Origin of the sequence: Bacillus carboniphilus, assembly GCF_039522365.1 — a bacterium.
In the GTDB taxonomy this organism is placed as follows: domain Bacteria; phylum Bacillota; class Bacilli; order Bacillales; family JC228; genus Bacillus_BF; species Bacillus_BF carboniphilus.
Genome location: NZ_BAAADJ010000056.1, coordinates 37,933 through 52,957, shown reverse-complemented (window position 1 = coordinate 52,957; position 15,025 = coordinate 37,933). Strand labels below are relative to the sequence as shown.

Sequence of the window (15,025 nt, the reverse complement as noted above, 5' to 3'; positions counted from 1 at the left end):
AATGTACCCGGAGTACTATAAAGGGGTACATGGGAAAGAGTACAAGTTATCGGACATCCACTAGACAAAAAAGGACCGGGCGGTTTTTGCCCGGTTTTTCTTATTCACATTCTAAGGGCTCCACCTTCAATACTTTTCTAACCTATCATATTTCCTACTGATGGTTTCGCAAACAACCTAATTAGGAAAAAACTCCCAAAATGGAAGTGATATGACAGTTTCCTCTATGAGTCATTTTTACCAAATATTACAAAAATTCCAAAATATGCTATGTTAAATTCTGGTATTATGATAGGGTGATTTTGGAAGCCAATACTGTATAATAAAAGAGGAGTGGAGAAACATGAAAAAATTTTCAAAGTTTTTGTTTGGTCTTGCTTTAGTAGGTTCGTTATTTGCAAACCCATTAAGTTCAAGCGCACATCATGGAGGTTCTAGCTGGCAGACTCATTATACTTACTATAGTTGTGTTCATAATAGTGGATACTATAAATATGAGCAGCAGCACCGCCACATTGGAGATAGACAGGAATTCCGCACTATTAGTACAAAAGTAAGTTCTTATTGCCCAATTATGTAACACTATAACTGTAATAATAATACGCTGTTTTCGTAAAGATTGTTGTTTATTTCACGTGTTGTTAAACCGCAGTTGATTGGAGTGGAAGGTGCTTGACTCCTGCAGGAGGAAGGGACAAGGGAGACCCCGCAGGAGCGTAAGCGACGAGGAGGCTCCCGGACCGCCTGCGGAAAGCAAGCTCCTGCAACGGAAATCAACGCATCTTGTTCATACAACCAACTACTGTCAAAAGCAACAAAGTATACGAAAATAGCCTAATAATAAGTATTGGCTTCTACTAGGGAGGAATTTTGATTGTTACAATACATAAAAGCATCCACTCGAGAACGGTGGTTATTATTTTTAACAATCGTACTCATTTTAAGTTGTTTAGGAGTAGGATATGCAGGAACGCAAACCGTAACAGATCGAATTGTTATTCAAGCTCAATCAGATTTAGAGAAAAACTGGCGTTATCAATATGATATTTTAGTAACACCTCAACAAGATGATGGATTAAGAGTTTTAGAGAATGGTTGGGTTGCCCCACAATCTAGTATGGCTAGTTACGGTGGAATCTCTATGACCGATCTAGAAACGATAGAGAAAATACCAGGGGTGGAAGTTGCGGCTCCTGTAGCCTTGATTGGCTTTATCAATTATGATGGCATGAGAGCAAACTATATACATGCAAAACCTGGTCATTGGTATCGGATTTCAAGTGAAACTACTGCATTTGACGGATATCAAACATACATACTGAAAAATAACTCCTCGATTCAAGAGAATTATGACCCATCACTAGAAGGATCCCTCCTCTATCAAAAGATGTTGGAGGAAAGAGGGTATCCTATAAACGTTCTACCAGGTGCTACCATTCGATATCCAAATGAAATGCTGTTAGTAGCCATAGACCCAGAGGCAGAAGATAAGTTATATAACTTGTCTAATAGTGTCATTTCAGGGTCATATCTGGATGAAGCATCGATCCATTATGATGGAAATGCACAAATGAATATTATCCCTGTCATTGGGTTACAAGATCCACAATACGAAATGAATGATAGGGTTATCATACAAGAGTTTATACTGCCTGATGAAGTGGAGGAAGGGGATCTTTCAGCAGGAACGAGAAGTTTTTTCCAAAGGTTAACGGAAACTCCAGTTGCACAACTAGAGATTTCAACCTTATCATCGGAATACAGATTTAAAAATGTAAATATCGACTTTGATGAAGCGGGGAATTTTTCAGAAGAACCGTATTTACAAAGGTATGCACCCACAGAGATACTTCGTTATTCTCCACTCCAATATGAATTACTAAAAAGTGTACAAGGAGAAATTCCTTCAATACAAGCTAAGACATTTCAAAATTCGAGCCCGTTTTACTCTAATGTTGATTTCCCATTTTATCGATACCAATCGGGTAAAAGAGAAACATATGATTTTACAATCGATGTAATTGGACTTTACGACTCATCGAACATTGTTCCTACTTTTGAGGAATCCTGGGAAGAGGGAGATCCCCTCGATATTTATACACCACATCATAGTATGATCATCCAAAACGGATTAGGTGAAGAAATAGAACCTACATCGTTACTTCCATTGCCAGTAAAAGCTTCCTACTATCCGGGGGCACCTGATATGCTCACTACCTTAGACGCATTGAAACATGTGTATCATGACACTCCACCACTTTCGTCTATTCGAGTTGTTGTGGAAGACGTAGCGGAACGATCAGAGGAAAGTCAGCGGAAAATAGAAGAGGTTGCATACCAAATAAATGAACAGACGGGGCATAAAGTCGAAATCATGCTAGGTTCGGGTGCCAGTAAAATGCATGTCCAACTAGCTGGTGATTCAGCGGATGAAGTTGGAGTGGTTGAGGAAAGTTGGCAACAAAAAGGCGTTAGCTGGTCGATTGAAAACCAAATTGAAAAAACGAACGTGTTACTGTTTGTGTACTTGCTTTTAATCAGTTTTATTTTCTGCTACACAGTTATTACCCATAGTCTATTGCAACGTTCGAGTGAGTTTGCGATTCTCCGTGCTATTGGGTGGACTCGACGAAAAATTGCACAGGTGCTTGCTTTCGAAATTATAGGGATTAGTTTGGTGCCGATCGCTGTGGTCATCATAACCAATATGTGGCTTCAATCACTTGTTTGGTACCACTTCCTCTGGATTTGGTTCATCATGATTATACTTATTAGCATCGGTTACCTCTCCGGCAGCCGAAAATCTTTAAAGCTATCACCACGTGCTGGGCTAGAAGGTGAAGGGACAGAATGGAGTTTTATGCGCATGTTCAAGATCAACGGACTGCTTTCTTACGTCCTTCATCAATTACTTCGTCGCCCATTACGGTTTGGTTTACTAGCTATGGTACTTGCTTTAACTACATTTATGTCGATGCTATTTGTAGCTACCCAACAAAGCTTATCCGATTTTCTCTTCTTAAGCTTTCTTGGGGAAACGATTGACCTAAATCTAAAAAGCTATCAAACGATTTTCCTAATCATTGGAATCGTCCTAACCATCCTAACGGTATTTTTGTTACTATTTTTAAATATTACCGAACGGAGAAAGGAATTTTCGATTATTCGTTCGATTGGCTGGCCAATGAAACGAATTCAGCTTTATTTAAGTATGGAAGCTTTTATTGTTTCCGCACTAGGTTCGGTACTGGGCACCATGGGAGGATACGCGCTGTTGACCTTTTTCTCCAATCTTTGGTTACCGATATGGATGGTTGCACTGATGATCATCTCACCAATCATACTAATGGTCCTGTTTACTTGGCTCATTGTGAAAGGTATGAAGATGAATGCCGTTGTAAAGGGGCAGCATAATGCCTAAAAAGGGGGATAACGGATGATAAACGTTCAGGGTGTAAAAAAGAGTTATGTAGCCGGCGGTGAAACGGTTGAGGTCTTAAAAGATGTGTCTCTTTCGATAGATAAAGGGAGCTATGTGTCGATTCAAGGTCCTTCTGGATCAGGGAAATCAACCTTGCTCCACGTACTGGGTGGATTGGAGCCGATTGATCACGGCGAGATTTGGGTGGATGAACAACCGGTTCATAAAATGAATGACCACCAATTAGCCAAGCTTCGATTGGAGAAAATCGGCTATGTCTTCCAACAATTTCAACTGTTAACAACGGCAACGGCTTTAGAAAATGTAATGATGCCATTGTTGTCGATGTTTTCCTCATCGGCCCTTAAAAATAATGCAAAAGAAGCATTGGAGAGAGTGGGCTTAAGCCATCGGATGAACCATCTGCCATCCAGACTATCAGGAGGCGAGCAACAGCGGGTCGCCATTGCCAGAGCCCTTATTACAAAACCATCTATCATTCTAGCAGATGAGCCTACAGGAAACCTCGATTCAGAAACAGGTGAAAAGATTATTCAACTACTAGAAGAAGTGAACAAAGTAGATGGGGTAACCGTTGTCATAATTACTCATGACATTCACATAGCGGAAAGAGCCGATGAAAAGATCTTTCTATTAGATGGAAGGATAAACGGACATAGTCGAGAAAGTCAGGGGTCAAGCACATGATTCGGGTTCTTTTTACCATTAGTTTGGTATGGATGGTGTTAACCGGCTGTAATCAGAAGCCAGAAGTGGAGAATGAGATAGAAGAGGAACGCCCTTTGGTTATGGTTGAGAACTACGAAGAACTCCTTGAAGGAGAGTTGAATTTCCAAGATGCTCATTTTCAGGGCTTGGAAAGAATCCTCCAATATTTTAATCAAGAATTGACGGACCAAGATTTAGAGAACATCTCAGAAATTACAGATTTCTCTACTTATGCACTAACCGACTTACTTCAAGTTATGGATGAAAAAGGGGTTTTTATTTTACCTACCTATGGTGATGCTGAGGACATTGTAGCTGGGTTAGAAAAAGGTCACCCCGTTCTAGTAACTTTTTATCCAGTTGGTAGTAGAGAAGTAAATGGGATTTTTTACGGCTACTCAGAAAAGGAACTCATTTACTTGGATGTAGAAGCTGGGGAATCAAGACGCATGGAACTTTCTCACTTAAAGCAGGCTACACAAGAAGAGGTGAGTCTTTATGTACCCATTGACGATGGGAAGGAAATCGTGTCCTTAAGGGAGGAGTCGGAATTTTATGTGCGTCTTGCTATTTTAGAAGCTTACTATTCCGACAATATAAGTCTATTTGAACAGATTATTCCCATCGTGGAAGAAATGAATTTGAGCGAAAGTTTTGCCTATCCCTACGCTTATTACTATCTATTTATAAAAGAAGATCCCCATAAGGCCGAGGAGTTCGTTTTATCACTTAATCCAAGCCAAGACTCGTTTGGGGCAGAACTACAGTTGAAATACTACCAACTTCTTGGGAATGAAGAGGAAATGACACGGATTGTGCAAAGCATGCACATTAACCAAAACCTGAAAGTCGAAACCCTTAATGAAATTGTTAGGCTGGGAGCTGCGATGGGTGATGAGGACAAAGTGAAACAGGCTAAAGAGGCTTTGGGTCAAAAAGAAGGGTTATAGATGGAAGAATCTCTTTTTATTCCATATTGGGATAGGGAGAGATTTTTCTTTTTCTTCCTATCCAAATCTTCACGAACCTGCCACTTTTCCCAAAGTCTCCCCTATTGTTTCAGCCTAGAAAAACCTTTATACTAAGGTAATGTGTAGAATTGTGGGTTGTTTACTTGGTAAACAAGCTGACAGAACTCAGGCTAATCGAGTTTTATTTGGATAAAGTGTGATTTATGTCGTTTTAATTTTATTGCGTTTCGTCTATAAACGTAGGAGAAAGGAGTTCTTATAGATGAATGAAAATCAAAGAAAAGAAGGACAACAAGTAGAAGCTGTTAAGCCCGCGGACAAAAAATCCGAGAAGGATTACAGCAAGTATTTTCAGTCTGTTTATATTCCTCCCAACTTAAAGGACGCCAAAAAACGAGGAAAAGAAGAAGTAAAATATCACAAAGACTTTAAAATCTCTGAGGAGTTCAGAGGTCTTGGAGACGGTAAGAAATTTTACATTAGAACGTATGGCTGTCAAATGAACGAACACGACACAGAAGTTATGGCTGGGATCTTCATGGCACTTGGGTATGAGCCATCAGCTACAGTGGAAGATTCTGATGTCATCCTTCTAAACACTTGTGCGATTCGTGAAAATGCGGAGAACAAAGTGTTTGGTGAGCTTGGACATTTGAAACATTTGAAAACAGAAAAACCTGATCTTTTAATCGGGGTTTGTGGTTGTATGTCTCAAGAGGAATCAGTGGTAAATAAGATTCTTCAATCATACCAAAATGTTGATATGATTTTTGGTACACACAACATTCACCGCCTACCACACATTTTGAAAGAAGCGTACATGCAAAAAGCAATGGTTGTGGAAGTTTGGTCTAAAGAAGGGGACGTGATTGAGAACCTTCCAAAAGTGCGCAAGGGCCAAATCAAAGGTTGGGTCAACATTATGTACGGTTGCGATAAGTTCTGTACGTATTGTATCGTTCCATATACGCGTGGTAAGGAAAGAAGTCGTCGCCCTGAAGATATCATCCAAGAGGTTCGCCACTTGGCAGCTCAAGGGTATAAAGAAATTACACTTCTTGGTCAAAACGTAAACGCGTACGGAAAAGATTTCGAGGATATGAAGTACGGACTAGGTGACTTAATGGATGAGCTTCGTTCTATTGATATCCCACGTATCCGTTTCACAACCAGTCATCCACGTGATTTCGATGATCGTTTAATTGAAGTATTAGCGAAAAAAGGCAACTTAATGGATCACATTCACCTTCCAGTTCAATCTGGTTCAAGTGATGTATTAAAGATTATGGCGAGAAAATATACGCGTGAACATTTCCTGAATCTTGTTGCTAAAATTAAAAAAGCCATTCCGGATGCTACTTTTACAACAGATATTATTGTAGGTTTCCCAAATGAAACGGAAGAGCAATTCCAAGAAACCCTTTCATTATATCGTGAGGTTGGATTTGAAGCGGCCTATACGTTCATCTATTCTCCTCGTGAGGGAACGCCTGCAGCTAAAATGAAGGATAATGTTCCGATGGAAGTGAAAAAGGAACGTCTACAGCGCTTAAATGCGCTGGTAAATGAACTTTCTGCAGAAGCGATGAAAAAATACGAAGGCCAGGTGGTCGAGGTATTAGTTGAAGGAGAAAGTAAAAATAACCCAGATGTATTAGCAGGTTATACAAGCAAAAACAAACTGGTTAACTTTAGAGGTCCAAAGTCTGCCATTGGCCAGATTGTAAAAGTAAAAGTGAATGAAGCAAAAACTTGGACGCTTGACGGTGAAATGATCGAGGAAACGGTAGAGGTGAACTAACATGGCAAAATATACTAAAGAAGATATTATCGCACGTGCACGTGAATTAGCAGCAATGATTTCAGAAACGGAAGAAGTGGATTTCTTCAAACGTGCAGAGGCACAAATTAACCAAAACCAAAAGGTCCGTGAAAAAATCGCGAGCCTAAAGAGTTTACAAAAGTCGGCTGTTAACTTCCAGCACTTCGGTAAAACAGAAGCATTAAAAATGGTGGAAGCAAAGATTGAAAAGATTGAACAAGAAATTGATGAAATTCCGGTTGTTCAAGAATTCAAAAGCTCACAAGTAGAAGTAAATGACCTACTTCAAGTTGTAGCACACACCATTTCAAACACAGTAACAAACCAAATCATTGAGTCAACTGGCGGTGACCTCCTTCGTGGGGAAACTGGTTCACAAGTAGAAAACACAAGTGGCTCAAGCTGCTCATAATATGTATGGCCCGCTCGCTTTGGTGGAGCGGGTTTTTTTGTTGGTGTGAATATTGGAGGGGTGGTTGATTTTCTGTAAGAATGAGGTCGGTTTTACGGGGGTGATCGGTGGAAATGGTTACAAAGTGGAGTAATGATGCCCGTTTTGAGTAAACCAGAGTCAGAATGGTAACCATTGACCCCCAATGACACCAAAAGCCTACAAACCTAAAGTAAACTGATCATTTTCACAAAAATCCTCCAAAACAATTTCGCCCATTTCCCCAAAAAGAAAATCCCTAGACACACACACAAATGCACCCATAGCATATGATGTAATAGTTTTTAGCCTATGCAAATTCCAAAATAATCATCCAATAAATATTCGCACACTAGTCTATTGTCCCGCATAGGATGAAATGAAAAGACTAGAGGAGGTTTAGCTCGCATGGCAGATTATAGAGAGATTATTACAAAGGCTGTCGTGGCAAAAGGTCGTAAATTTACACAGTCTAATCATACGGTAAGCCCTACAAAGAATCCGTCGAGCATCCTAGGTGCCTGGATCATTAACCATACGTATGAAGCGAAGAAATCTGGTAATACGGTCGAAGTTAGCGGACATTATGATATTAACTGTTGGTTCTCCCACTCCGATAATACAAAAACAGATGTATGTACTTGCAAAGTACCGTATACCGATGTCATTAAGCTAAAATACCGCGATGAGGATGTTCTAGAAGACCTAGATGTAAAGTGTAAAGTGCTTCAACAGCCAAACTGCGTAGAAGCAGTTGTTTCCCCTAACGGAAATAAGATTATTGTAAATGCAGAAAGAGAATTCCTAGTCGAAGTGATTGGTGAAACTAAAATCTGCGTAGCCTACGACCCAGACTGCGAAGAAGACGATCACGATTGGGAACTTGATGTAGACGATGAGGAGTTCGAGGAACTAAATCCTGACTTCTTAATCGGAACTGAAGAGGAATAAACACTAGGAAGCAGGTCCTTCCTAGTTTTTTTTATTTTGAATTGGTACAGGTTCTGTTGAGGGAGGGCCTGGAAGGGGGAAGGACTTTGATAGGGAGGATGGTATTTCCAGTAGGAGGGAGGAATTTCTGAAAGGAGTGCGGAGATTTCCGATAGGGGAGTGGAATTTTCCGATAGGAGTGCGGAGACTTCCGATAGGGGAGTGGAATTTTCCGATAGGAGTGCGGAGATTTCCGATAGGGGGGTGGAATTTTCCGATAGGAGTGCGGAGATTTCCGATATGAGGCTGAAGTTTTCCGATAGGACGGTGGAGATTTCCGATAGAGGGGGGATTTTCCAATAGGAAGGTTTTAAGTTCTGAAAAAGAGGTGTCGAGTTCTGAAAAGTGCCCTCTGAGTTCCGAAAATGAGGTTGCGAGTTCTGAAAAAGAGTTGCTGAGTTCTGAAAAGTGTACTCTAAGTTCTGAAAAAGAGGTTGCGAGTTCCGAAAAGGAGGTTGCGAGTTCTGAAAAGTGCCCACTAAGTTCTGAAAAGTCTCTCCAAGTTCCGAAAAATCCCCTCCAAGTTCTGAAAAGTCTCTCCAAGTTCCGAAAAACCCCCTCTAAGTTCTGAAAAGTATCCTCGGAGTTCCGAAAAGTGCCAGCTTAGTTCCGAATAACTCTTCCAGAGTTCTGAAAACCCTAAATAAATGGAACCAACCTCCGGCCACATTCTCATCAAATCTACCATTTCTTCCAGTGATAGAGGACAAGCCTCTATGATATAATGGAGAAATGAAAAAGACAGTGTTACGTAGAAAGGTTTTGTGATACCGATGGGTTATACGCCTATGATTCAACAATATTTACAAATTAAAAAAGACTATGAAGATGCATTTCTATTTTTCCGTTTAGGTGATTTTTATGAAATGTTTTTTCAAGATGCGATACAAGCTTCGAAGGAATTAGAAATTACGTTGACGTCCAGAGATGGTGGGGGAGAAGAACGGATTCCGATGTGTGGGGTTCCTTACCATTCAGCGCCAAATTACATAGATCAGTTGATTCGAAAAGGTAAGAAAGTGGCTATATGCGAGCAGGTAGAAGATCCTCGGCAGGCAAAGGGAGTAGTGAAGCGTGAAGTTGTTCAGTTGATCACTCCTGGTACATTGATGGATAGCCATACATTAGAGGATAAAGAAAATAATTATATGGTTTCAATCACGCCGTTCGATGAGCGTTACGGTTTTACCTATTGTGATTTATCTACGGGAGAGCTGAAGCTGACGATGTTTGAAACGGTGGAGGACTGCTTTAGTGAGTGTGCCTTGATAGGGGCGAAGGAAGTGGTCGTTCCACAAAACTTTAAGGACCAATGGACTGACACTCTTCAAAATCGGTATGGGGTTACCATCTCTGTTCAGGAGAAAGACGACGATACAGCTTCGTTCCCGCAATTGTTGAAAAACCTTACTCATCCAGAAGAAATTTCAACGGTTACCAGAATATTAAGCTATTTGCACCGGACACAGAAAAGAAACTTAGATCATCTACAAGCGGCTGAAATCTATCAAACTCAACATTATTTAAAAATGGACGAGTATTCCAAGCGGAACTTGGAGCTTACGGAAACGATTAGAACGAAGGACAAGAAAGGTAGTTTACTTTGGCTCTTAGATGAAACGGCAACAGCGATGGGTGGGCGTCTCCTGAAAACGTGGATCGACCGACCGCTTACAAGTGAACGCGAAATTGAAGAGCGAGTGAATTTTGTTGAAATTTTGAAGGGCCGTTTCTTTGAACGTCAGGACCTTCGAGAAAAATTACAAAAGGTGTATGATTTAGAACGTTTAGCGGGACGAATTGCGTTCGGAAATGTGAACGGGCGTGATTTTATTCAACTAAAAAATTCACTAAGTCAAATTCCTGATATAAAAAATATCGTTCTCGGGCTTCTTTCTACTTCAACTAAGTGGGATGACTACCTGGATGCTTGTGAGGAGGTTTATGAACTTCTAGACAAAGCGATTCAAGAGAATCCGCCTATTTCTGTAAAAGAAGGTGGGTTAATTAAAGACGGATACCATGAGAAACTGGACCAATACAGGGAAGCAAGTAGAAACGGGAAGACATGGATTGCTGAACTGGAACAGGAAGAACGCAGAAAGACAGGAATTAAATCATTAAAGGTCGGTTATAACCGTGTATTTGGTTACTATATTGAAGTGACGAAAGCGAATTTACACCTCTTAAAAGAAGGACAATACGACCGGAAGCAAACGTTAACGAATGCGGAACGTTTTATTACCCCTGATCTAAAAGAAAAAGAAGCTTTAATTTTAGAAGCAGAAGAGAAAAGTGTAGAGCTTGAATATGACCTATTTGTTGGGATTCGTGAAGAAATCAAACAGTATATTCCGAGATTACAAGCTTTGGCGAAAGCGATCAGTGAAATTGATGTTTTACAAAGCTTTGCAACCATTAGTGAGGAACGTCACTTTGTAAGGCCAACCTTTTCGAAGGACCGCAAGCTAGTGATTCAAAATGGTAGACATGCAGTGGTTGAGAAAGTATTAGGTATGCAGACGTATGTACCAAATGATTGCTATATGGATGCTGAACGAGAGCTGTTGCTAATTACGGGTCCTAATATGGCTGGTAAAAGTACGTATATGAGACAGGTAGCATTGACTGCCATTATGGCTCAAATTGGTTGCTTTGTTCCAGCTGACCAAGCGGCACTCCCGATCTTTGATCAAATTTTTACTAGAATTGGAGCCGCTGATGACCTTGTGTCAGGGCAAAGTACATTCATGGTTGAGATGTTAGAAGCCAAAAATGCTCTAACGAAAGCGACTCAAAACAGTCTCATCTTATTTGATGAAATTGGAAGAGGTACTTCTACGTATGATGGGATGTCACTTGCGCAAGCGATGATTGAGTACGTGCATAACGAAATTGGCGCAAAGACTTTATTTTCAACCCATTACCATGAATTAACGGTGCTTGCAAACGAATTACCAAGGTTGAAAAATATTCACGTGAGCGTATCTGAAGAAAATGGGAAAGTTGTCTTTTTACACAAGCTGAAAGAGGGAGCTGCTGACAAAAGCTATGGTATTCATGTCGCAGAGCTCGCAGAACTACCACGTGAAGTGATTCAGCGTGCCCAAGAAATTTTAGCAACCTTTGAAAATAAGGAAGATACTCCTGTTAAGGCTGAAAGCCAGGTTAAAGAAATGACCTCTCAGGATGAGCAACTTTCATTTTTCGTGGAAGAGAAAAGTGAACCCCTTCAAGAAAAGGGCTTGAAAAAGCATTCCGAACTAGTTGAGGAGTTAGAAAAATTAGAGCTCATGGAAATGACGCCAATGGATGCGATGAACGCATTATATAAGCTACAGAAATTGTTGAAATAATTATGGAAGGAGGCTAAAACATGGGGAGAATTCATGAACTTGGTGATCATCTGTCTAACAAAATAGCGGCTGGTGAAGTAGTGGAGCGCCCTGCCTCCGTCGTAAAAGAATTGGTCGAAAATGCAGTTGACGCTAGTAGTACAGTAATCGATATTCTGGTAAAGGAAGCGGGTCTCGAAGAAATTCGAATTATTGACAACGGTTCGGGAATTGAACATGAGGATGTTGTCACGGCTTTTAAACGACATGCTACGAGTAAAATTCAAAATGAAGAGGATTTGTTCCGTGTTCGTACACTTGGATTTCGTGGTGAGGCACTTCCGAGTATTGCCTCTGTCTCCAAAGTGACTTTGCAAACGTGCTCTATTACGGAAGACGAAGGTAGCAAAATTGAGTTGGATGGTGGGCATGTTGTCTCTTTTGAAAAGGCTCACGCCAGAAAAGGGACGGATTTAACGGTTCAGGAGCTTTTTTTCAACACGCCGGCTCGTCTCAAATACATGAAGACGCTTCATACAGAATTAGGTCATATTACGGACGTTGTCAGTCGAATCGCTCTTTGTTATCCAAATGTCTCCTTCCGCTTAGTGCATAACGGTAAAAAGCTTTTGCAAACAAGTGGAAACGGAGACCCTGTTCAAGTTTTGGCCTCTATATATGGTGTAGGAATTGCGAAAGACATGGTTACGTTTGAAGCATCTTCACTTGATTTTGAAATCAAAGGCTACATGGCTAAGCCAGAGGTAACGAGAGCTTCCCGCCATTACATGACCATCATTGTGAACGGACGTTTTATTCGAAATCATGCGATTCAAAAAGCCATAATGGATGGCTTCCATACCTTTTTACCAATCGGTCGCTATCCGATTTGTCTATTGGATATTAAGATGGACCCATTACTGCTGGATGTGAATGTTCATCCTTCCAAGCTCGAGGTTCGCTTCAGTAAAGAAGGGGAATTAAAGGAGCAGGTAACCGATGCCATTAGAAGTAGATGGCGGAAAGAAACGTTGATTCCATCTGCGGCTAAAGGGTTTGTAAAGCGGGAAGAGAAGCCGGTACAAACGACATTACAGTGGGATGCTCCAACAACAGAAGAACTCAAAGTGGATCGACCATTTCACAAAGAAATACCAACTCATGTGGTGACACAACCGGAACCAACGAGTCCTGTATCATTCCAACCAGAAGTAGACTCATCTTTTATTAGAGAAGTAGATACTGAATCGACCGACGTTTGGCACGAGCCCCCGCATGTGGAGCAGGCGGAACCTCAAGAGGAACAAAGCGAATATCGAATACCACCTCTCTATTTTGTTGGTCAAGCACATGGGACATACATTATTGCGCAGAATGATGAGGGGCTATATCTGATTGACCAGCATGCTGCACAAGAGCGGTTGAAGTACGAGTTTTTTAGAGTGAAAGTTCAACAGGTTCCAAATGACGTACAAGAACTACTCATTCCATTAACATTAGAGTTTGCACCGGATGATTTTATGAAAATTACAGAGAATAAGAGTAAACTAGAATCCGTTGGTGTATTCCTAGAAGAGTTCGGGATGAATAGCTTTATCGTTCGTTCGCATCCATCCTGGTTTCCAAAAGGGGAGGAGAAGGAAACGATTGAAGAAATGATTGAACAGCTTTTGCAGATGAATAAAATTAGTATCGAGAAAATTCGAGAGGAAGCGGCCATCCTTATGAGTTGTAAAGGCTCGATAAAGGCGAATCGGTACTTAAGACAAGAAGAAATTGAAACCCTACTGAACGATCTCAGAAAGGCAAGTGATCCGTTTACTTGTCCGCATGGGAGACCTATTCTTGTCAAATTCACGACCTACGAGCTGGAGAAAATGTTTAAGAGGGTCATGTAGTCTTTTTACAATAAATGGAGGCGCCTTGGTCAGCCATCGATCAAGGCGTTTTTTTACATAAAAAACATAAGAGTAAGAGTATAAAAGTCGCAACGACTGACTATAATGTGAAGATGTTGGACATTTGTGTAAGAAAAGCTCATTACTCTTTTAAGTAAAGAAAGGAAACGAGCTTTATGACGGAACAACAAAAGGTAGTTGTCATTATCGGTCCTACCGCAGTCGGTAAAACTAAAGTTAGTATTGAACTGGCGAAAAAATGGAATGGAGAAATTATCAGTGGTGACTCCATGCAAATTTACCGTGGCTTAGATATCGGGACTGCAAAAGTTACAGAAGAAGAAATGGATGGTGTTCCGCACCATTTGATTGATATTCGCGAACCGGATGAATCTTTTACCGTCGCAGATTTTCAAAAGTTAGTGCGGGAAAAGATTACAGAAATCGAAAAGCGCGGAAAGCTCCCTTTTATCGTGGGAGGAACAGGGCTATACATTCAATCGGTGCTATTTGATTTTCAGTTCCAAGAAGAAACTTCAAACGAAACGAGAGATGCACTTTATCTCCAGTTTGAAAAAGAGGGGATTGAGCCACTTTACGAAAAACTGACGCAAGTGGACCCTGATAGCGCACAATTGATCCATCCGAATAACACAAGAAGAGTAATCCGTGCTCTCGAAGTGTACCTTGACACCGGAGTACCGTTTTCTAAATGGAAGGAAACTCAGTCCAAAGAGCTTTTATATGATGCAGCCATCGTTGGACTAAGGATGGACCGGGACCTTTTATATGAAAGAATTAACCATCGGGTAGATGTGATGATGAAGGCGGGTTTATTAGAAGAGGTAAAAGGACTTTTTGATCAAAATATTCATGGAACCCAAGCTGTACAAGGAATAGGCTATAAAGAAATCTACGAATATCTTGAAGGAAAAGTGGATATAGAAACAGCTGTTGAAAAATTAAAAAAGAACTCCAGAAATTACGCCAAACGCCAATTTACCTGGTTCCGCAACCAGCTAGAGGTTGAGTGGTTTGATATGACAGATATTTCCGCAATCGAGAAAAAAATTGAGGAAATCTCGCAATTCATAGCAGGAAAGTTGGAACTCAAGGCGAATACATAAATTAACAAGCGAATCACCTTGTAAGGTCTATCGCAGAGAGAGAATAGGAGGCAGGACCATGAAGCAACCGGTTAATATTCAGGACCAATATCTGAATCAGTTACGAAAAGAAGGAATCCCGGTAACCGTCTTTTTATTAAACGGGTTTCAAATCAGGGGAAATATAAAAGGTTTCGATAACTTCACGGTATTATTCGACTGTGACGGTAAACAGCAACTAGTCTTCAAACACGCAATCTCTACCTTTGCTCCACAACGTAACGTAACCATTGATACCAACGAAGCATAATGAAATAGTATCC

At 40.7% G+C, this 15,025-nt stretch carries 12 protein-coding genes; 11 read left to right on the top strand and 1 reads right to left on the bottom strand.

Annotated features, from left to right (window positions below; genetic code table 11):
• Window positions 1-343 precede the first annotated feature (343 nt).
• From ABDZ91_RS16405 to ABDZ91_RS16375, 7 genes are all read left to right on the top strand, one after another.
• The gene (locus ABDZ91_RS16405) at window positions 344-580 is read left to right on the top strand and encodes a hypothetical protein (RefSeq protein ID WP_343801117.1); all 237 of its coding nucleotides are present in this window, start codon (window positions 344-346) and stop codon (window positions 578-580) included.
• Between the two features lie 294 nt (window positions 581-874).
• Window positions 875-3,421: an FtsX-like permease family protein gene (locus ABDZ91_RS16400; RefSeq protein WP_343801114.1), complete on the top strand. Its 2,547-nt coding sequence runs from the start codon at window positions 875-877 to the stop codon at window positions 3,419-3,421.
• Window positions 3,422-3,436: 15 nt separating this feature from the next.
• Window positions 3,437-4,129 (top strand): ABC transporter ATP-binding protein, encoded by a 693-nt coding sequence (locus ABDZ91_RS16395; RefSeq protein ID WP_343801111.1) that lies wholly within the window; start codon window positions 3,437-3,439, stop codon window positions 4,127-4,129.
• A complete protein-coding gene (locus ABDZ91_RS16390) occupies window positions 4,126-5,100 on the top strand; it encodes a hypothetical protein (protein WP_343801108.1) in 975 nt (324 codons plus the stop codon). Before ABDZ91_RS16395 ends, ABDZ91_RS16390 begins: the two co-directional genes overlap by 4 nt.
• 283 nt (window positions 5,101-5,383) lie before the next feature.
• Window positions 5,384-6,922 (top strand): tRNA (N6-isopentenyl adenosine(37)-C2)-methylthiotransferase MiaB, encoded by a 1,539-nt coding sequence (gene miaB / locus ABDZ91_RS16385; protein ID WP_343801105.1) that lies wholly within the window; start codon window positions 5,384-5,386, stop codon window positions 6,920-6,922.
• A gap of 1 nt (window position 6,923) precedes the next feature.
• Complete coding sequence (locus ABDZ91_RS16380) at window positions 6,924-7,355, top strand: YlbF/YmcA family competence regulator (protein ID WP_343801102.1); 432 nt, start codon at window positions 6,924-6,926, stop codon at window positions 7,353-7,355.
• Window positions 7,356-7,781: 426 nt separating this feature from the next.
• Window positions 7,782-8,324, top strand: coding sequence for an outer spore coat protein CotE (locus ABDZ91_RS16375; protein WP_343801099.1), 543 nt, complete (start codon window positions 7,782-7,784; stop codon window positions 8,322-8,324).
• A 21-nt stretch (window positions 8,325-8,345) separates the two neighbouring features.
• On the opposite strand, the gene ABDZ91_RS16370 is transcribed toward ABDZ91_RS16375, so the two are convergent.
• Window positions 8,346-8,906 carry a hypothetical protein gene (locus ABDZ91_RS16370; RefSeq protein WP_343801096.1) on the bottom strand — a complete coding sequence of 187 codons (561 nt, stop codon included), beginning with the start codon at window positions 8,904-8,906 and terminating at the stop codon, window positions 8,346-8,348.
• A gap of 230 nt (window positions 8,907-9,136) precedes the next feature.
• Here ABDZ91_RS16370 and mutS point away from each other — a divergent pair, with 230 nt between their 5' ends.
• The 4 genes from mutS (at window position 9,137) to hfq (ending at window position 15,012) form a co-directional block, all read left to right on the top strand.
• Entirely contained in the window at window positions 9,137-11,719 is a 2,583-nt protein-coding gene (gene mutS / locus ABDZ91_RS16365; RefSeq protein ID WP_343801093.1) for a DNA mismatch repair protein MutS, read from the top strand.
• A 20-nt stretch (window positions 11,720-11,739) separates the two neighbouring features.
• Window positions 11,740-13,596, top strand: a complete 1,857-nt coding sequence (gene mutL, locus ABDZ91_RS16360) for a DNA mismatch repair endonuclease MutL (protein WP_343801090.1) — start codon at window positions 11,740-11,742, stop codon at window positions 13,594-13,596.
• Window positions 13,597-13,772: 176 nt separating this feature from the next.
• On the top strand, window positions 13,773-14,723 hold the full coding sequence (gene miaA / locus ABDZ91_RS16355; protein ID WP_343801087.1) for a tRNA (adenosine(37)-N6)-dimethylallyltransferase MiaA: 951 nt from the start codon (window positions 13,773-13,775) through the stop codon (window positions 14,721-14,723).
• A gap of 58 nt (window positions 14,724-14,781) precedes the next feature.
• The gene (gene hfq, locus ABDZ91_RS16350; protein ID WP_343801084.1) at window positions 14,782-15,012 is read left to right on the top strand and encodes an RNA chaperone Hfq; all 231 of its coding nucleotides are present in this window, start codon (window positions 14,782-14,784) and stop codon (window positions 15,010-15,012) included.
• The last annotated feature ends 13 nt before the right edge of the window (window positions 15,013-15,025 follow it).